At 68.8% G+C, this 17,669-nt stretch carries 17 protein-coding genes and 2 tRNA genes; 15 read left to right on the top strand and 4 right to left on the bottom strand.

All coding sequences use genetic code 11. From position 1 onward, the window contains the following. Nucleotides 1–162: 162 nt before the first annotated feature. The 12 genes from OG734_RS22835 (at nucleotide 163) to OG734_RS22890 (ending at nucleotide 11,674) form a co-directional block, all read left to right on the top strand. Nucleotides 163–561 (top strand): hypothetical protein, encoded by a 399-nt coding sequence (locus OG734_RS22835; RefSeq protein ID WP_330289377.1) that lies wholly within the window; start codon nucleotides 163–165, stop codon nucleotides 559–561. A gap of 139 nt (nucleotides 562–700) precedes the next feature. Continuing rightward, on the top strand, nucleotides 701–853 hold the full coding sequence (locus OG734_RS22840; RefSeq protein WP_330289378.1) for a hypothetical protein: 153 nt from the start codon (nucleotides 701–703) through the stop codon (nucleotides 851–853). Between the two features lie 117 nt (nucleotides 854–970). Continuing rightward, nucleotides 971–1,975: an asparagine synthetase A gene (locus OG734_RS22845; RefSeq protein WP_330289379.1), complete on the top strand. Its 1,005-nt coding sequence runs from the start codon at nucleotides 971–973 to the stop codon at nucleotides 1,973–1,975. Nucleotides 1,976–2,107: 132 nt separating this feature from the next. Beyond that, nucleotides 2,108–2,971, top strand: coding sequence for a class I SAM-dependent methyltransferase (locus OG734_RS22850; protein WP_330289380.1), 864 nt, complete (start codon nucleotides 2,108–2,110; stop codon nucleotides 2,969–2,971). After that, nucleotides 2,968–3,684, top strand: coding sequence for a GNAT family N-acetyltransferase (locus tag OG734_RS22855; RefSeq protein ID WP_330289381.1), 717 nt, complete (start codon nucleotides 2,968–2,970; stop codon nucleotides 3,682–3,684). The genes OG734_RS22850 and OG734_RS22855 overlap by 4 nt, the downstream gene beginning before the upstream one ends. Next, nucleotides 3,681–4,763, top strand: a complete 1,083-nt coding sequence (locus OG734_RS22860) for a S66 peptidase family protein (protein WP_330289382.1) — start codon at nucleotides 3,681–3,683, stop codon at nucleotides 4,761–4,763. The genes OG734_RS22855 and OG734_RS22860 overlap by 4 nt, the downstream gene beginning before the upstream one ends. Further along, a complete protein-coding gene (locus OG734_RS22865) occupies nucleotides 4,760–5,269 on the top strand; it encodes a hypothetical protein (protein ID WP_330289383.1) in 510 nt (169 codons plus the stop codon). Before OG734_RS22860 ends, OG734_RS22865 begins: the two co-directional genes overlap by 4 nt. Next, nucleotides 5,259–6,479 carry a hypothetical protein gene (locus tag OG734_RS22870; protein ID WP_330289384.1) on the top strand — a complete coding sequence of 407 codons (1,221 nt, stop codon included), beginning with the start codon at nucleotides 5,259–5,261 and terminating at the stop codon, nucleotides 6,477–6,479. Before OG734_RS22865 ends, OG734_RS22870 begins: the two co-directional genes overlap by 11 nt. A 52-nt stretch (nucleotides 6,480–6,531) precedes the next feature. Continuing rightward, entirely contained in the window at nucleotides 6,532–7,893 is a 1,362-nt protein-coding gene (locus OG734_RS22875) for a diaminopimelate decarboxylase family protein (RefSeq protein WP_330289385.1), read from the top strand. 55 nt (nucleotides 7,894–7,948) lie between these two features. Then, entirely contained in the window at nucleotides 7,949–9,301 is a 1,353-nt protein-coding gene (locus OG734_RS22880) for an ATP-grasp domain-containing protein (protein ID WP_330289386.1), read from the top strand. Beyond that, complete coding sequence (locus OG734_RS22885; RefSeq protein ID WP_330289387.1) at nucleotides 9,298–10,623, top strand: MFS transporter; 1,326 nt, start codon at nucleotides 9,298–9,300, stop codon at nucleotides 10,621–10,623. Before OG734_RS22880 ends, OG734_RS22885 begins: the two co-directional genes overlap by 4 nt. Before the next feature lie 85 nt (nucleotides 10,624–10,708). Further along, nucleotides 10,709–11,674 carry an ATP-grasp domain-containing protein gene (locus tag OG734_RS22890; protein ID WP_330289388.1) on the top strand — a complete coding sequence of 322 codons (966 nt, stop codon included), beginning with the start codon at nucleotides 10,709–10,711 and terminating at the stop codon, nucleotides 11,672–11,674. Nucleotides 11,675–11,897: 223 nt separating this feature from the next. Here the strand turns inward: OG734_RS22890 and OG734_RS22895 are convergent. Continuing rightward, nucleotides 11,898–11,970, bottom strand: a tRNA-Ala gene (locus tag OG734_RS22895). Nucleotides 11,971–12,150: 180 nt separating this feature from the next. Between OG734_RS22895 and OG734_RS22900 the strand changes: the two genes are divergently transcribed. Both OG734_RS22900 and OG734_RS22905 read left to right on the top strand, forming a co-directional pair. Further along, nucleotides 12,151–12,699 carry a helix-turn-helix domain-containing protein gene (locus OG734_RS22900; protein WP_235476814.1) on the top strand — a complete coding sequence of 183 codons (549 nt, stop codon included), beginning with the start codon at nucleotides 12,151–12,153 and terminating at the stop codon, nucleotides 12,697–12,699. A 303-nt stretch (nucleotides 12,700–13,002) separates the two neighbouring features. Further along, complete coding sequence (locus tag OG734_RS22905) at nucleotides 13,003–14,865, top strand: serine/threonine-protein kinase (protein ID WP_330289389.1); 1,863 nt, start codon at nucleotides 13,003–13,005, stop codon at nucleotides 14,863–14,865. Between the two features lies 1 nt (nucleotide 14,866). On the opposite strand, the gene OG734_RS22910 is transcribed toward OG734_RS22905, so the two are convergent. Next, nucleotides 14,867–16,231 (bottom strand): hypothetical protein, encoded by a 1,365-nt coding sequence (locus OG734_RS22910; RefSeq protein WP_330289390.1) that lies wholly within the window; start codon nucleotides 16,229–16,231, stop codon nucleotides 14,867–14,869. A gap of 299 nt (nucleotides 16,232–16,530) precedes the next feature. Then, nucleotides 16,531–16,659: a DLW-39 family protein gene (locus OG734_RS22915; RefSeq protein WP_003999697.1), complete on the bottom strand. Its 129-nt coding sequence runs from the start codon at nucleotides 16,657–16,659 to the stop codon at nucleotides 16,531–16,533. Between the two features lie 348 nt (nucleotides 16,660–17,007). Between OG734_RS22915 and OG734_RS22920 the strand changes: the two genes are divergently transcribed. After that, a complete protein-coding gene (locus tag OG734_RS22920; protein WP_330289391.1) occupies nucleotides 17,008–17,349 on the top strand; it encodes a DUF6344 domain-containing protein in 342 nt (113 codons plus the stop codon). Between the two features lie 127 nt (nucleotides 17,350–17,476). Here the strand turns inward: OG734_RS22920 and OG734_RS22925 are convergent. Beyond that, nucleotides 17,477–17,550 (bottom strand) — tRNA-Ile (locus tag OG734_RS22925). Between the last annotated feature and the right edge of the window lie 119 nt (nucleotides 17,551–17,669).

The following is a 17,669-nucleotide window of genomic DNA, read 5'->3' on the forward strand; positions in this document are numbered from 1 at the left end:
CAGTGACCGTGGCTCCGCCCCCTACGGAAGAGGTCTCGCCAGGCTCCCGGGAAGGGAATCTCGCGTGAATCCTATACCGCCCACGGTGGCCGTTTATGGCCATGGCGCCAAGCTGCCAATGGTTCACACAAAGTCAGCCACCCGGGGTGCGATCCTCGGAGCGTGTATGCCATTCACCTGGAAACCCCCCATTGCAAATTCGGGCAAAATTGGATCAATCTCTGCGAAGTCGCCGCACTCGTCCCCAGGGTCTCCACATGCCGGATCGAACATGTCCACCTGGCCCGGCACCACCAGGCACCTAATCTCGGGGCGATTTTCCTGACCGCCGAGTCCGCCGCCGCCGCGGGCTCCGGGGTGCTGGTGGCGACGCGCGAGCTACTGGCGGGCACCCGTCGCACCGGCCGGTCGAAGTTCCACATTCCGGCGCCCGGCCGACGGCCAGGACTGTGCCACGGGGTCGTCTCCGTGTTCACGGACCCGTGTGGCTGCGAAATGGCCAGCTCATGCCAGTGCATGTTGATGCCACCGAATTTGCTTGCCTCACCGATCGACGGCTGACAAATTATTGCTCAGCGGCCAGGAAGCAGAAAAGTCCACTCGGACATTTCCTCCGGCCGCAGTTATGAGCAGAATTTCGTCCACGCCGTCAAGGCCATCGAGGTCATTGAGGCCTTCAGTTCAATTGAGGCAGGATCCGATGCGCCGCACTTTTCTCCTTTTCATCATTCCCTGCACCGTTCTCGTCGCGGTGTTCGGCACCGCGGAGGTGATCCCGGAGGCCACAGGCACCGGCACGGTGACGGAGGCGACGACAACCACAACGGCACCGGACAGCTGGGGCTGGGACTGACTCCGCCCGACGGCACGCCGCCGGCCGTTCACCGCTTTCCGCGCTTCCCACCGGACATCCGTCGCGATGCCGCGCCCGGACCGATCCCACTATGAACATCAACTGGGAGATCTCACCATGTCCACTCTTCCTTCCCAGGTCTGGAAGAACACCAGCAACTACCACCTCGAAGTGCTGCGCAACCCCTGGTACCGGGCGGTCGCCCGGCTGCAGAACAGCATCAGCGAACTCACCCTCGACTACTGGCGGGCCCGCGGCGGTCAGACCCTGCACCTGCCCGTCACCACCGGTTCCATTTCCAGCCCCATGGGACGGGGCAGCGACTCGCTCCCGGTCAGCGTCGACCTGATGGGCGCACCCACCTACCTCGCGGACTCGATGCAGTTCATGCTCGAATTCGGCTGCCGGCTGACCGGAACCGACGCCTACTACGTCATGCCGTCCTTCCGGGGCGAGGACGCCGACGCCACCCACCTGTGCCAGTTCTTCCACAGCGAGGCCGAGATCGTCGGCGGCCTCGACGAGATGATGGCGACGGTCGAGGACTACCTGCGCCAGTTGGCCGCCGGTCTGCTGGAGCGCGACGCGAGCGTCGTCGAGGGCTGCGGCGGAGACCTGACCCGGCTCGAACGGCTCGCCTCCGGGCAGCAGTTCAGGCGGATCACCTTCGACGAGGCGGCCGAACTCCTCGGCGGGGCCGGCATCGAGGACCAGGGCGGTTGGCGCACCCTCACCAGGGAGGGGGAGCGGCTGCTCATGGACAAGCTCGGCGAATTCCTCTGGGTGACGCACTGGGACCACCTCGCCGTCCCCTTCTACCAGGCGTTCGGCGACCCCGAAGGCCGTACCGCCCTCAACGCCGATCTGCTGTTCGGGATGGGCGAAGTCGTGGGCGCGGGAGAACGCCATGTGACGGCCGAGGACGTACGCCGTGCGCTCGATCTCCACCAGGTCGATGCCGAGGCGTACGGCTGGTACCTGGAGATGCGGGACTTCGCGCCGTTGCGCACCTCGGGATTCGGGCTCGGCATCGAGCGCTTCCTGATGTGGGTGCTCGACCACGACGACATCCGCGACTTCCAGCTGCTGCCGCGCCGCAACGGCCACAACATCGTTCCCTGACCGCCCTTTCCCGTTCGGTTTCGCGCCCCTTCAGCGCCCCTTCAGCACCCCTTCAGCGCCTCTTCGCGTCCCTTTCGCATCTCTTTCGCGTCCTTTTTGTGATGCTTCCGGCATTTCTCCACAGGAGTTCCCATGACCACCGCCGCGCCCGTCCGTACCCTTTCCCCGGACGAGGTCCAGCACCTCAACTTCTCGCAGACCGTCGGCCTCGTGAACGAGCCGAACATGTGCTCCGGCGGTGCCGCCACGATCCGGTCCGTACTGCACCGCGTCCCCGGTCTCGGCGTCGGCGACCGGATCCTGGAGGTCGGCAGCAACACCGGCTTCTCCGTGCTGGAGATGGCCAGTGCCACCAAGTGCGACGTCCACGGCATCGACATCGAGGAGTCGTCGGTCCGGTTCTCCCGGAACAAGGCAGCCGCTCTCGGCCTCGACAACGCCCACTTCGACGTTGGGGACGGCACGCGCATCGCCTTCCCCGACGAGCACTTCGACCTGCTCTTCGCCAGCAACGTGACGTCGTTCATCCCTGATCGCGGGCGTGCCATCGACGAATACCATCGCGTCCTCAAGCGCTTCGGCGTGCTCGCCGCGGTGCCGATCTTCTACCACCGCCGTCCCCCGGCCCGACTGCTGGCCGAGGTCGAACAGGCGATCGGAGCCCCGCTTCCGCGCTTCAGCCGCGCCGACTGGGAGGACATGTTCGGCCGCCCCGGTTCCGAACTGTTCTTCTCGGAGGAGTACGAGTACCTCGACCTGAGCCCGGAGCAGATCGACGCCTACGTCGCCGCGGTCCTCGCCCAGCCCTGCAACGACGACATGGGCCAGGAGCTGAAGGAGGCCGCCGGCCGCCGGCTGCACTACTTCTACACCCTGTTCAACGAGAACCTCGGATACGCCCGCTACGCGATCCTTCTCTACCGCAAGAGCGCGCCGACCACGTTCCCCATCCTGCACGCCTCCGCGCCGGTCCCGGGCACGGCCCTGTCCCGATGACCGCGCAACCGTCTGCCACGCAGGCCGGACAGCAGCATGGCCACTGGCCGCTGTTCGGTCTGGTGGTCCGCACCCCGAGGCTGGAGCTGAGGGTGCCCACGGACACCGACTACGAGGCGGTCTGCGACGTCGCCGTCGACGGAATCCACGATCCGGGCACCACGCCCTTCGCCGTGGACTGGACGGACGCCCCGCCTCACCTTCTGCGCCGCAACGCCTTCCAGTTCCTGTGGAGCACGCGGGCGTCGTGGTCGAAGGAGGCCTGGCACCTGGAGTTCGCGGTGTACCACCAGGGCCGGCCCATCGGTATGAAGGGCCTGTGGGCCACGGACTTCGGCGCTCTCGGCGAGTTCTCCACCGGCTCCTGGCTGGGCCGCGAGTTCCAGGGGCAGGGGTTCGGCAAGGAGATGCGGGCCGCCGTGCTCCACTTCGCGTTCGCCGGCCTCGGCGCACGCTGGGCGACCAGCCAGGTCTTCGAGGACAACCCCGCCTCCATCGCCGTGAACCGGTACCACGGCTACCAGGACGACGGTTTCGAACTGCGGCTGCGCCGGGGCAGCCCCGTCCGCTGGCTGCGCCACCGGCTGGCCGCCGACACCTGGCTGACCGCTCCGCGCGACGGGGGAATCGGCATCGAGGGCCTGGACACGTGCCGCGAGATGTTCGCCCCACGCCCTCGACCGGTGCCGGTGCCGGTGCCGGTGCCGACATGACGACGCCGGAACCCCAGGTACAGAAGTCGTCCGTACGGCCCCTCACACGTGGGCCCGTACGGACCCTGGGCCTGTGGACGCCGTCCTCGCCGGCCCCGGCGTTGTTCCCGCGCCGCACCGCACGCGCCCTGGCCGCGCTCCGGCACGCCGGCTGGGACCATCGCGCCGCGGAGAGCTTCGCGGGGGTGAGCCGGGCGAGTGCCGCACATCCCCGCGAACTCGCCGCCGAACTGCACGCGCTCGTCGAGACCGGTGTGGACGCCGTCCTCGCCTCTGCCGGGGGCTGGACGGCGGGCCTGGTGCTGCCGTACCTCGACTTCGGCCTGCTGCGCGCCGCCCAGGTGCCGCTGATCGGCTACAGCGACGTCTCGGTGCTGTTGTGGGCCTTCGCGGCCCAGGGCATACCGGCGGTCCACGGGCCCATGCTCGTATCGGAGTTCGGTCATTTCACCGGCCCGTTCCCCTACACCCTCGACGGTCTGCGGAACGCGCTGGCGGGTACGGGCGGTGTGCTGCGGCCCCCCACCCACTCGACCGAGGACAACCCCTGGTGGGACCGCGAGGACGAACGCGCTCTTCGGACGTCCCCCGCGTCCCCCTGGCGGGTGATACAGCACGGTCACGCCCGGGGCCGCCTGCTTGCCGGGTGCCTTCCGGCCGTCACCAGCCTGTTCGGTACGCCCCACATGCCGCCGACCGACGGCAAAGTCCTCTTCCTCGAGGACTTCGGTATGGCTCCGGACCGCTTTCTCTCGCTGCTCGCGCAGTGGCACAACTCAGGGCGTCTTCAACGGCTGGCCGGCCTCGTCCTGGGGCGGCGCGGCCGAGCCTCGGCGGCGCCCGGCGGCTACGCCGACTTCGACGACGCGCTGCTGCACCTGCTCGACGGCACCTCCATGCCCGTGGTCGCCGACGTCGACTTCGGCCACACGGAGCCCCGGCTGTCCCTGCCGCTGGGTGCCGAGGTGGACGTGAACACCGATCCACTGCGCCTTCATGTCGCGGGTCACGCAGGAACACACCTACGGAACGACAGAGACAACAGAGAGAAAGAGGAGACGAGGGGGATGCTCCCGTGAACCGGAATGCCCACCTGCTGCCGGTCTCCCAGATCGAACTCACCTGGCGGCGCGACCTGTTCGACAGCATGCGCGGGATCGGCTGGGAGCGCATGCCCGCGGCATTCGCCCTCCCGGTGAGTGGTCCCGAAGCCGACTACCGAGGTGCTTCGGTGCCACCCGGAGTCGCCTTCAGCACCGAACGCCGGGCCACCTCGGCCATGGGATCGCGGACCTTCACGCTGCGCACACTGGACCTGGACTTCGAGCTCGTGGGCCGCGTGCGGCTGCGCCGGGCCGGGGTGGACCAGCACTTCTACTCCCTCGCCCACGCGCTGGACGGCGACGACCTGGTTTCCGACGTACTGCTGGCCGAGGCATGGGCACGCACCCGTACGTTCGCGGCGGAGCCCACAACCGGCGTACTGGAGCGGTACTTCGCGCGTCTCGAACATCGGGTCGAGCAGATCGACACCAAGTTGATCCGGTTCCGGCTGGCCGCCTGGAGGCCCCGTCATGCTGACTGACGTGGGCAAGGGGTTCCTGCCCTACCAGCGGCGTCTGGTCGCCGCCGGAATGATGAGCCGGTTCCGGCTGGCCCGTGGTGTCACCAATCTGACCGGCGCCGGGCTGGACCTCGCAGACCGGGTCATCGCCGCCATGACGGCCGGGGCCGGCCGCCGCTGGGACCTGGAACTGGTGGCCCATCCGCCGCTCTGCCGGTCCGACGCGACCTGGCGGTTCGCCAAGCAGATGTCGGCCGCGTTCGACTGCTACGAGCTGGCTCCGCAGGAGTACCTGTGGTTCGACACCAACCTGGCGCACCTCGACTGGCTGCGGGAGCGGATCGGCGGGACCGGCGAGCAGCCGCTGCCCCGGGCCGTGGCCTCCAGCGACGGCGTCTACCGTCCGGTGGCCGACGTAAGCGCACTGATCCGGGACGAGTTCATCGCGCCGTCCCTGGGCGTCCACATCGCCGCCCACACCGCCGGCCGGACCGAAGCCTGGCGCGGAATCCTGGATCTCGTGGCGGAGGTGGCCCAGGCGGTGGGCGTCCCCGGCCTCCTGGTGGAACGCCGGGCCCCGGCCCACTACGCGCGGCGTGCCGTGGCAGCCGTACTGCCCTCGCCGCAGGGTCTGCTGGAGCCGTGGATGCTGGCGTACGAGCTCGGTCCGGACTTCGACACGTACCTGGGCCGCCCGGACGTCAGCGTGTTCGAGATCGGCATCACCAGCAGGGTGCTGGCCTTCGCCGCGCAGCTCCAGAACACCCGTGCGGCCGTGTTCGGCAGCGGGGTCACTCCCACCCAGGTGGCCATCGACCTGCGCGCGGCCGGAGCGGACGACGTCGGTCTCCGGGAGCGGTCGCTCTCCCGGACCGCGGGTCTGCGCACGAGCCACGTCACCGTGGGCGACCGTTCCGGACGGCCGGTCCAGCCGCCCACGATCGACGGCCTGGCCCCCGTCCTCCACAACCCTTCACGGGACAGCTACCGGCTGCTCCTGGAGGACTACCGGATCGAGCACCCCTGCGACCGGTCGCTCCCCGACGTGGTCGCACTGGCCGACCGTCGGCTGCGGGCCACCCAGGAAGACCTGCTCAGCAACCGACTCGGCGATGCGCTCACCGACACCGAACCCGTCAGGGACGGCGAAAGCCCTCCCCCGGGCACCGTCCTGGCCGGCCTGCCGGGCGCCTGGGCCGGTGCCCGGCTCGATCCGCGCATCCTCGGCTGACGACCGTCCCGCCGCCCGCCCGCCCTGCGCCCCATGACGAGAAAGAACACCTGTGCCCACTGACCCGACACCATCTCAGGAGAACCTGTTCGGCCTGCGCCGGGGCGAACTGGAGGATATCGGTGGCCTCATCCCCTGGCTCGAACACCAAGACGGGGTCCTGACGGTCGAGGGCACCCCGTTCCACCAGCTCTGGGACTCCGAGGACCCGTGGCTGGTCTACCTGCCCGGCCGCGCACGCGACAACGCCCGCTCGTTGCGGGACGCCTTCGCACGCCACTTCGACGTCTCCCTGCACTTTCCGCTCAAGAGCTGTTACGTCCCCGCCATCGCCACCGCTCTCCGGGCTGACGGACACGGCGTCGAGGTCATGAGCAGCCTGGAGTGGCGCCTGGCCCGCCGGTTCGGCTTCGCTCCGGAGCAGGTAGTGGCCAACAGCCCGGCCCGTACGGTCGGTCACCGGCGCGAACTGGTCGCCGCGGGCGCAGGCCTGATCGGTGTGGACAGCGTCGAGGAACTGGAGCGCGTCGAGCACGAGGCACGGTCCCAGGGCCGGGTGGCGAACATCGCCCTGCGGGTGAACACCCTCGACGAACCGGGCGCGTTCTTCTCGGCAGGCTCGAAGCTCGGCGCGGACCTCGACGGTGCCGCCGAACTCATCGAGCGGGCCCTGTCCTCGCCCTCGTGTTCGGTGACGGCCCTGCACGCGCACCAGTTGAGGCACTGCACCGACGCCGGGATGTTTTACCGCATGGTCCGGGGCCTGGCCGAACTCGCGGTGCACAGTGCCCCGCCGAACCGGCCGTTCCCGGTCCTGAACCTCGGCGGCGGGCTGGAGTCGCGCTTCCTGCTGGAACGTGCGGGCAGCACCGCTCACGACTTCGCCGACGCAGCCCGGGACGCGCTGGCCATCCTTGCGACGCCGCCCTCTCTGGTGCTGGAGCCCGGCCGGTACACCGTCGGGGACGCGGCCATCGGCTTCAGCAACGTGATCGGGAAGAAGGTGAACTCCCAGGAGACCTGGCTGATCTCCGATCTCTCCTCCAACATCCTCATCCCGTTGCCCGACCTCGCCTACCATCCGCTGCCGCTCCGGCTGTCCCCCGATACAGCGTGGGAGCGGGCGCACGTCGGTGACGCGACCTGCGCGCCCTCCCACCTGTGCCGGTCGGCGGACCTCCCCGTCACCGTCGAGCAGGACGGGCTGGCGGTACTCAACTGCGGCGCCTACACCAGCGTGTACGCGGAGCTGTGGGCCTTCCCACTGCCCCACATCGGCGTGTACGAGAACGGCCGGCTGCGGGAGGTCTTCGGCCCGGCGCAGGAATCGGTCATGTTCGACGCCCTGTACGGAGCCGCGGGCCGGTCCGTCGCTCACACCGGTCCGCGGCGCGCTGTCGCCGGCCCGTCCTGAATTCCCGTAGAAGAACGGCGTGAAAATGGGGAGTCGAAAAACAATGTCCGACCCGATGTCCAACTCAGTGTCCGACCCGGTGAATACGAACGCGGTATCGCACCCGGACGCTGTGGTCCTGTGCAAATGGCAGCCCCAACTGGCTACGGCCCTGCTGGATCTGACCCCCGAGCTGTACATCATCCTCGATGATTTCGACGCGCAGCAGCTGCGGCCGGACCCGGAGGTGCTGGCGCGGATGCGCCACGTCTACCGGGTGAGCCACTTCGACTCGATCGAGGAGCTGGCGGCCGTCGCCGTGGATCTTCGGCTCCGCGGCGTCGAGAACGTCAAGGTCATCAGTCACGCCGAGTTCAGCCAGTACGGCGCCGGCTACCTCGACCTGCTGCTCGGCAACGACGAGGACCCGATGCGTCATGTCGCTTTCCGGGACAAGCGGCTGATGAAGCAGCGGGTGGCGCTGGCGGGCACGCCGGTGGCCCGCTTCGAATCCCTGTCCGACGCGAGTGACACGCGGGCGGTCGCGGCCGCGGCGGCGCGGCTCTCCTTCCCCGTGGTGGTGAAACCCGCCTCCGGCTTCGGGACGATGAGCACGGTCCGCGTCGACCTCCCGGACGACCTGCCCAGCGTCGTCGAACAACTCACCTTCGAGCCGTTGCTGCGCAGCAAGCAACTCATCGTGGAGGAGTTCGTCGAAGGCACGGAACTGTGTGTCGACGCCATCTGGTCCGGCGGCAAGGCTCTGACCTTCGTCGTGCACCAGTACTACGCGAACAGAATCACGCTGATGGCACAGGGCGCCGCGGCACGCCCGCTCGACGGTTCCCACATCCTGCCCGAGGCGGACCACCCCGGCCTCTACCGCCGCCTGCGAGCACTGCACGACCGGGTCAATCAAGGGCTCGGAATCCAGGACGGCGCAACCCACTTGGAGGCTTTCGTCAGGTCCGACGGAGACATCTTCTTCTCCGAGATCGGAACGCGCATCGGGGGAGCCTGGGTGCCGCGCATGCTGAGCGCTCACTTCGGGCGCTCGGTATGGCAGTCGATCGCCGAGGCGGAACTGACCGGATTCTGCCCGGACCCCACCCCCGAATATCCGTACGTGGGCGCCGTCCATCTGGGGCCGGAACGCCCTGGAGTCATCACCAGCATTCCCGCGGACACCGAACTGGCCGAATTTCCTGGCGTACTGGACTGGCAACACCTCAGGAAGGTGGGCGGCAAAGCCCGCCTGAGTCACCCGTCCGAATGGTATTTCTTCGTCGTCCTCGGCGCCGAGACGCAGGACGCGTACGACCAGCTGTGCCATGACGTGGCCAAGAGGTTCCGTGTAGAAACAGAAGGCGAAACAGAGAAGGCAACGCGAGGCGAATCCGAAGCAGATCCGGCGGTCACCGGCCGATGAACCAGGCGACCGGCACGCACATATTCAAGGACCGCGCCTTCCGCCGCGTCTTCACCGCGACCGGGGTGTCCGCCACAGGTGACGCGCTCACCCAGGCGGCGCTGCCGTTCGCGATCCTGGCCAGGAACGACAGCGCCACCGCCATCGGACTGGTTCTGGCGGCCAGAGCGCTGCCGTACGCACTCCTGATGCTGCCCGCCGGGATCGTCGGAGACAGGTTCTCCCCCCAGCGCATCCTCTTCCTGGCGAACGCGGTACGTACGGCGGTGCAGGGCCTGACCGCGGCGATTCTTTTCAGCGGACACGCGCCCATATTGCTGCTGGCGGCCCTGCAGGCGATACAGGGCGCCGCTTCGGCTTTTGTTTTCCCGGCATCCAGGAGCATCCTGCCGCGCGCGCTGCACAAGGAATATCTGCAGCGCGCGAACGCTTTGATCTCAACCGCCTTCAGCACTGCGGCCATTCTCGGCCCCCTGCTCGCGGGCGTTCTGCTCGCCTTCACCAGCCCGGCCTTCGCGCTCGCTCTGGACGCCGGTTCGTTCCTCATCGGAGCCCTGCTCCTGGGAAGAATTCCCGACCTCCCTGCGGTCACCGAAAGCACGTCCGGCAGGAAATCCGAGAAGAAATCGGCAGACAGGAGGGAAAGAAGCTCCTGGCGCAAGGAACTGGCCACGGGATTCCGTGAAGTCGTCAACTCCCGCTGGCTGCTGCTGGGACTGGTGCACGCGGCCGGTTTCCAGGTGCTGGTGGTCGGCGCCGTCGCCGTCCTCGGGCCGATGACCGCGCTGGACCACTACGGCGGCGACAGCGGCTGGGCGGTCCTGCTGTCATGCATGTCGGTCGGACACCTCCTGGGCGGCATGGCAGCCATGCGCTGGCGGCCGGCGAACCCCCTGCGCACCGCGTACACAGTCGTCCTCGGGACCGTTCCGGCCCTCCTCGCGATGGCGGCCGGCATCCCGCTCTGGTCACTGGTGGCACTACTGGTCCTGTACGGCATGACCCTGAGCGTCGGCGACACCCTCTGGGAGACCGCGGTGCAGGCGAACGTGCCCCTTGACCGGCTGTCCCGCGTCATCTCCTTCGACGGGTTCGTGTCGTTCGGCCTGCGCCCTCTCGGTCTGGCGGCGATCGGCCCGGCGGCCGCGGTGGCCGGGGCGGGGAACACCCTGGTCGTCATGGCCGCCGCGGCGGCTGTGCTGACGGTCGCGGCCGCTCTGCTGGCCGGCCGGCCACGCTTCTCCCCGGCCACGCCACCGGCCTCCGCACGCGCGGAGGAACCCCTCACCGAGGAAGAGGCCACGAACAGCGGCCCTCGATAGGAACCCCCGCTCTGGCCGAACAGCGCCTTCTCCTCCCTCCTCTCCTCCCCCCACCCCGATCCAGAGCCCGAAAGAGTCCCGTGCCATGTTGCCGAAGAAGCCCCACCTCGGAATCGTCTCGCTTGCCAAACATGCCGACACGGATGCCGGAGTCATCGACGAAGGCCCGTACACCTATGAGCACCTGGTCGCCAAAGACGTGATCTGGGCCCCGCCCTCAGGGCGCCTCGGCCACGGAGAGTTCAGCTACGGAGGGACGGCACTGCGCGAGCGCGCCGAGGCGTTCCTGATCCACTTCGGGCTGAGCGGCGACCCGCTGGACACCCATCTGCTGTCTCTGTCCCGCGCCTTGGAAGAAGCGGGCTATCCCGTCCTCAACAGCTTCGAGTTCACCTGGACCTGTGGTGACAAGCACTTCGCGCTGGAACGGGCACGCAGCCTCGGAATCCCCACCCCGAAGACCCTCCTGGCCAAGCCGACCGGCAGAAACGTTCCGGACGTCGTCTCGACGGTCGAAGGCGAGCTGTCGTACCCGCTGGTGGTCAAACCCCGGGGCACGATGAAAGGGTTCGGCGTCATCAAGGTGACGGACAGGGATCTGCTGGTCTCGACACTCCAGCTCTACTCGGCCTCCGGAATGTCCTGCCTCGTCCAGGAGTTCATCGAATCGGGCGGTCGCGAGGTCAGATGCTTCTACGCGGGCGGCGAGTTGCTGGGAATCTACGACCGCCGACGCGATCACTCGAAGTTCATCGGGGTGGCGACCCCCCGGGTCGGCCAGGGCAGTGACGTGACGGTGTCATGCCTGGACACCGACCTGCCCGAGGCCCGCGAGCTGATGAGTTCCTGCGAGAAGCTGCTGGCGGGATTCACCTGGGATCTCGCCGCCATCGACTGGTTCGGCTCCGAGCGCGGTCTCGTACTCAACGAGATCAACACAGTCCCCGGAATCTACTCCATGCCCGAGGCAGACCGTGTGATCTTCCACGAACGCGTGGCCGACGCGATCCAACGGCGCAGCACGTCTTCGACTCACACGGCCGGCGTGTAGACGCAGAAAGGGTCCGCCGCCCTGCGGATCGAACAGCGCCGCCCGCACGACCGATCCCTCATCGGCCCCCCCCATTGGCCCCCATCGGTGCCGCCGCAGAGGCAGGCCCGCTCCACGCAACACCCGCGGGCGTCACCCCGGCCGTTTGACCGCCCATCGGACCGACAGGCGAAAAAAATGCCCTCTGGACTGCGTTTCCGCAGTTCAGAGGGCATTTCGGGAGTGGAGCCTAGGGGAGTCGAACCCCTGACATCTGCCATGCAAAGACAGCGCTCTACCAACTGAGCTAAGGCCCCGAACGAAGGCGTCCGCCCAGAACAACCAGGTACTGGTGGGCGCTGCAGACCAGAGTACCGGGTCATCCCCGGTATCTCGCAAAAGGATTGGGGTCCCCGTGGACGACCACTCTCCGTAAGATGCTGGTCGTGGTTCGCTACAGCGAACCGCGGTATTTGGGGAAGCGATGGGGAGACGCAATGGATGCCGCACAGCAGGAAGCCACCGCAAGAGCGCGGGAGCTTCAGCGGAACTGGTACGGGGAGCCTTTGGGGGCGCTCTTCCGTAAGCTCATCGACGATCTTGGACTCAACCAGGCTCGTCTCGCGGGGGTACTGGGGCTGTCCGCGCCGATGCTGTCACAGCTGATGAGCGGCCAGCGGGCCAAGATCGGCAATCCGGCAGTGGTGCAGCGCGTGCAGTTGCTGCAGGATCTGGCCGGTCAGGTCGCGGACGGCAGCGTCAGCGCCGCCGAGGCGACCGAGCGGATGGACGAGATCAAGAAGTCGCAGGGGGGATCGGTGCTCAGCAACACCACGCAGTCGACGACGAGTTCGGGGGCGCCCACGGTCAAGCGGGTGGTCCGCGAGATCCAGTCGCTGCTGCGCTCGGTGGCCGCCGCTGGAGACATCATCGAGGCGGCTGACACTCTCGCCCCGACCCACCCGGAACTGGCAGAGTTCCTCCGGGTGTACGGCGCGGGCCGCACGTCCGACGCCGTGACGCACTACCAGTCCCACCAGAACTGAGCCGCCGGCCCGGCCGCCGACCGGGGGTTCGGCGGCCGGGCTACAGCTCAGGGCACAGCAGGGTCAGGGACAGGGCAGGGACAGACACACAGCACGACAGGCTCGGGCAACCCGAAGGACGCGGGCCACGGCGTGAAGCGGGGGACGGAAAACACGTAAGGAAGCAAGCAGGGAAACAGGTACGGAGACAGGTTCTGGGTGAGCGGGGTGACAGCGGGCTCCCGAGCGGGGTAGGAGGAGCCGTATCACCCGCCGGTCCGGAACCGACCGAGCGGGGATCCGAAGGGGGATCGACGCAGAGCCATGGGTGAGGTCTTCGCCGGCCGGTACGAACTGGCCGACCCGATCGGGCGCGGGGGAGTCGGCGCCGTCTGGCGCGCCTGGGACCACCGACGCCGCCGTTACGTGGCGGCCAAGGTCCTCCAGCAGAGCGACGCCCACTCACTGCTGCGCTTCGTCCGCGAACAGGCACTGCGGATCGACCACCCGCATGTCCTCGCCCCGGCCAGCTGGGCCGCCGACGACGACAAGGTCCTGTTCACCATGGACCTGGTCGCCGGGGGCTCCCTCGTCCATCTGATCGCCGACTACGGCCCCCTGCCGCCCGCGTTCGTCTGCACCCTCCTCGACCAGCTCCTCTCGGGCCTCGCCGCCGTACACGCGGAAGGCGTCGTCCACCGCGACATCAAGCCCGCCAACGTGCTGCTCGAAGCGACCGGTACGGGCCGCCCGCGACTACGGCTGTCCGACTTCGGCATCGCGATGCGGCTGGGCGAGCCACGGCTGACAGAAACCGACTACGTGGTGGGTACACCCGGTTACTTCGCCCCCGAGCAAATGCTGGGCGCGGATCCCGACTTCCCCTCCGACCTGTTCGCCGTGGGCCTGGTCGCCCTCTATCTCCTGGAGGGCGCCAAACCGGACTCCAAGGCCCTCATCGAGTACTTCGCGGAACACGGCACGCCCAGTGCCCCACAGGGCATACCCGAGCCGCTCTGGCAGGTCGTGGCCACGCTGCTGCAACCGGACCCACAGGCGCGGTTCCGCACCGCCACGGGCGCGCGCAAGGCCCTCGCCCAGGCCGCCGAACTCCTGCCCGAGCCCGGACCCGACGACGAGCTGATCGAGATCTTCGACCAACTCGGCCCCCTCCCAAGAGGCTTCGCCCCGACCGGCCCCCTCAAACGGTCCCCCGACGTGACCACGAGCGGCGCGCGCACCGGCGCGGCTACGGGCGCCGGCACAGAGGGCGGGCAGGCCGCAGGCGCCGGGCACGGCGAGCCGGGGGGCATCCACACCGGCACACGCACCGGCCCGGGAGCAGCCCGCCGATACGATCCGTACGGCGAACCGAACTCGGACGGCACGCCCACCGGCCCGGCGACCGGCGGCACGCACACGGGACCGGCGCTCAGCCCGATGCAGGGTCCGTTCCCTGGTCCGATGCCCACTCCGATACCGGATCCCGTGCCGACCCCGGGAAACGTTTCCCCACCCTCCGGACCGGGCACGGGCGCCATACCCTCCATGCCGGACGCCATCAGCGCTCCCGGGCAGATTCAGCGGGCTCGACCAGCTCAGTCGACTCACCCGGCACACCCGGCACACCCGGCTCGGCACAACGGCATCCCGCCTCGGCCGGACGCCGCACCACCGCGCCCCACTCATCCCCCGGCAGTGGTCCCGCCCCAGCCGTCCAGCATGTCGGACACGGGCAGCTTCCATCTGCCCCCTCCCCGGCTCACCGCCCCCTCCGCGCCACCACAGCACCAGCCGGAGCAGCCCTCCACTCCCCCCACAGCTGTCCCGCTCCCGGCGCCGGCCGCGGTCCACGTACCCCCGCCCTTCGAAGTGCCGTCCTTCGAAGCCCAGCCTTTCGAGCCCACGCCGGTGCTTTCCCTCCGGCCGCACCCGCCCCGGACCGCTACGCAGACGCAGACCCCGACCGCGACTCCCACTCCGACAGTGCGCCAGGACGCGTACGTCTCTACTTCTTCGTACACCGCGCGGTCGCCGCAGGTTCCGCTCTCCCCACAAGCAGTTCCGCAGCACCGTGCCCGACGCCGCCAGCGTCGCCCCGGGCCGCCCGCGAAGGTGGCGATACCGGTCCTGTTCCTTGCCCTGGCCTGCTACGCCGTAGGTTTCTGGGCCCTGTTCCGCATCTGAACTACGCGCGGCCCGCCCGGCGCCGGGCGACCACCGTCCACAGCCCGAGCCCCAGCACCAACACGCTTCCCGTCCCGATCCCGCTCACCGCGACCACCCGCATCGCGGCGTCGCCGCCCCCGCTCCCACCGCTCTTGCCGCTCGCCGCAGCGACGCTCCCGTCCGCTCCCGCAACGCCCGTCCACCCGGCGGCAGCCTCCCGGTCCTGATCCGTGACCGTGAACGTGTCCCGGGGCACGGACCGCCCCAGGTACCCGGGCGCGTCCTGCGCCGTACCGGTCACCTGCACCCGCAGCGTCAGCCCGTACGGCCCCGCGCCGAACCGTTCCGTCATCTGCTCGCCGAGATGGACGACGAGGTAGTACGAGCCGGCGAACCGCATCCCGCTCACGCGGTCGCCGGAGCCGTAGCGGTTGGCGTACGCGACCGGGGGCAGCGGATCGAGGGCGGCCGAGGTCTGGCGGCCGTCGTAGAAGAGGCCCTCGTCGTCGACGTACCCGCGCGCGGGGTTGTAGAGCGACATGACGAGCGCCGAGCTGACGGACCGTCCGCCACCACTGGAACCGCCGCTGGAACTGCCCAGTTCGGCAACCGCGTAAAGCTGCTGCCCCCAGTCGACGGGGACCCGGTAGAACAGCGTCTGACCGGGCGTGATGTCGTCCCCCCAGACGCCGTTCCCCACCGGGGCGGCCGTGGCGAAGCCGGCGCCGCCCTCACGGCGGACGGCGTCGCCGGTGAGAGGGTCGGGCGAGGCGGAGTCCCAGGACTCGGGGGACTCGGGCGCGACCGTCGCGCCTTTGTTCACGAGGCCCGGCTCCGACACATACGTCAGCTCCAGGTCCCAGTCGTCCGACGACGAGCCCGCCACGTCGACGCGGTCCACGACGACGTAGTACGTACCGGCTTGTCGGCACGCCGTCGTCTCGCCGTCGGTCACGCGCGACGCCAAGGCAGCGACGGGATGCGGGCTGCGGGAGGGCCCGAAGCGTGTGCTGTCGTAGGAGCAGGAACGGGCGTCGGCGTCCTGCACGGACACCTTGACGCCGTCGGAGGAGGCCACCGTCGCGCCCTGCCGGGGGACGGCGGTGGCGGAGACGTACGCGTTCGACGTGGCGTCGAGTGCCAGGCGGAAGTAGAGCCGTCCGTTGACCGGGAGGGTGCTCCGGTAGGTCCCGCCGGGCTCCAGCCCCACGGCGTCCGTGGTGGTCGCGGCCCCCTCGACGGCCCGGGCACCCTCGGCGAAGTCGTACGTGTACGGATCCGGCGCGGCGACCGCCTCGGAGCCGGCCCCTGGGCCCGCACCCGCGCCCACCACCGCGCACAGCACCGCCGCCACGACCGCGCCCCGCACCGTGCGCCGCCCCATCACGCGCCACCCTTCGTCTGTTCGCCGCCCGAACCGTCCACCGGCCCTGTGACGTCCGGGCACGATCTCTGCCCGGACCGCCGCTCATCCTGCCCCGCCGACCGCCCCGCCACCGCGCAATTCGCACGACGGTCCGAAACAGCTGTCCTTGAGGCACCTCGATTTGCCCGAGCAAGGCTTTCCTTCACGACGGCGAACTACCCACCGTCCCGCGAGACCATCCCGCCGCACCGTCCCGGACAACACAAAACCCCGACCGCGTCGGCGGCCGGGGTCTGTTCACAGACTGGTGTCGATACTCACGAACCCGTGGGCACGGAGTCGGTCGCCTCCGTCCACAGATCCTGCTCGGCGCGATCCGCCTGGATCTGGCGGTACACGAGGAGCCCGCCGATGGCGGCCAGTGCGACCAGGAGAAGCTTCTTCACCGTGCGACCTCGTCTTTCCTTGACGTAGGGGACCTCTGAGGCCCGACTATACCCTCCGGCCGAGACCGATCGGTGACCTACACCGGTCACCAACTCCCGCCCGGAACACCGCAGTAGAAGCGGACGACACCGCTCCGATCGGAGGGTGATCACATCTCCACGTACGGTGATTTTTCGCTACACTCCTCCCCTTCCTCCACTATTTTCCCGCTTTTCGGCCTCATTGCGGCCATTCGAGTGGTGTTCATCAGAAGATCGACGCGCCATGGGCGTAGGTCCACCACTTCCCGGCCGCCATACACATCATGAGGAAAGTACGCAAATCGCCCAACCCGAAAGTGAGGGGCCATGGCCCAGAACAAGGTCATGAAGCTGTGGACCGCCATCGTCACCGCCTTCCTGGCGCTGTGCACGACGCTCGGCCTGATCACGACGACCACCACTGCGGCGGTAGCCGAGAGCCGCCCGGTGCGCAACTGCACCGCATCCGCAGCACTCCCAGCGACAGCCGCCTTGGCCTGGTCCTTCGCCCGGTCCCTGCCCCCCACGATGAAGCAGCGCATCGGAGCCGAGGCCCATGGCTCCTCACCGAGCTGCCGCCACCGCTCACCCGCGGACACGGACGCGGAGTCGGAAGCCGACCCGGAGACCGACACGGACGCGGAGACGGCGGCACAGCCGCTTTCCTGACCCCCTCGCACGACCCCCTGTGATCCCCCTCCCCCTGTAGCGGCGAACTTGCGTACAAAGCCACACGGAGAAACACCGGGACAGACGAAAGACCCCCAACCATCACTGGCTGGGGGTCTTTTCACTGTGGGGCTAACAGGATTTGAACCTGTGGCCTCATCCTTATCAGGGATGCGCTCTAACCAACTGAGCTATAGCCCCGCCGCGCTCTGCGGGGTATGTCCCGCGCGCTGACCTCTGAAGATTAGCGCACGACGCGGCCAGTCCCAAAATCGATAGCCGGGCGACGTTTGGGACCGCGCCTCACCGGCACTTCACCT

The sequence above is a fragment of the Streptomyces sp. NBC_00576 genome (assembly GCF_036345175.1).
In the GTDB taxonomy this organism is placed as follows: Bacteria; Actinomycetota; Actinomycetes; order Streptomycetales; family Streptomycetaceae; genus Streptomyces.

What these genes read in the sequence shown, in the direction of transcription:
- OG734_RS22840 (WP_330289378.1), top strand. Translation starts at nt 701, where the DNA reads ATGCGCCGCACTTTTCTCCTTTTCATCATTCCCTGCACCGTTCTCGTC.
- OG734_RS22920 (WP_330289391.1), top strand. Translation starts at nt 17,008, where the DNA reads ATGGCCCAGAACAAGGTCATGAAGCTGTGGACCGCCATCGTCACCGCC.
- OG734_RS22905 (WP_330289389.1), top strand. Translation starts at nt 13,003, where the DNA reads ATGGGTGAGGTCTTCGCCGGCCGGTACGAACTGGCCGACCCGATCGGG.
- OG734_RS22855 (WP_330289381.1), top strand. Translation starts at nt 2,968, where the DNA reads ATGACCGCGCAACCGTCTGCCACGCAGGCCGGACAGCAGCATGGCCAC.
- OG734_RS22850 (WP_330289380.1), top strand. Translation starts at nt 2,108, where the DNA reads ATGACCACCGCCGCGCCCGTCCGTACCCTTTCCCCGGACGAGGTCCAG.
- OG734_RS22885 (WP_330289387.1), top strand. Translation starts at nt 9,298, where the DNA reads ATGAACCAGGCGACCGGCACGCACATATTCAAGGACCGCGCCTTCCGC.
- OG734_RS22860 (WP_330289382.1), top strand. Translation starts at nt 3,681, where the DNA reads ATGACGACGCCGGAACCCCAGGTACAGAAGTCGTCCGTACGGCCCCTC.
- OG734_RS22870 (WP_330289384.1), top strand. Translation starts at nt 5,259, where the DNA reads ATGCTGACTGACGTGGGCAAGGGGTTCCTGCCCTACCAGCGGCGTCTG.
- OG734_RS22890 (WP_330289388.1), top strand. Translation starts at nt 10,709, where the DNA reads ATGTTGCCGAAGAAGCCCCACCTCGGAATCGTCTCGCTTGCCAAACAT.
- OG734_RS22845 (WP_330289379.1), top strand. Translation starts at nt 971, where the DNA reads ATGTCCACTCTTCCTTCCCAGGTCTGGAAGAACACCAGCAACTACCAC.
- OG734_RS22900 (WP_235476814.1), top strand. Translation starts at nt 12,151, where the DNA reads ATGGATGCCGCACAGCAGGAAGCCACCGCAAGAGCGCGGGAGCTTCAG.
- OG734_RS22880 (WP_330289386.1), top strand. Translation starts at nt 7,949, where the DNA reads ATGTCCAACTCAGTGTCCGACCCGGTGAATACGAACGCGGTATCGCAC.
- OG734_RS22910 (WP_330289390.1), bottom strand. Translation starts at nt 16,231, where the DNA reads ATGGGGCGGCGCACGGTGCGGGGCGCGGTCGTGGCGGCGGTGCTGTGC.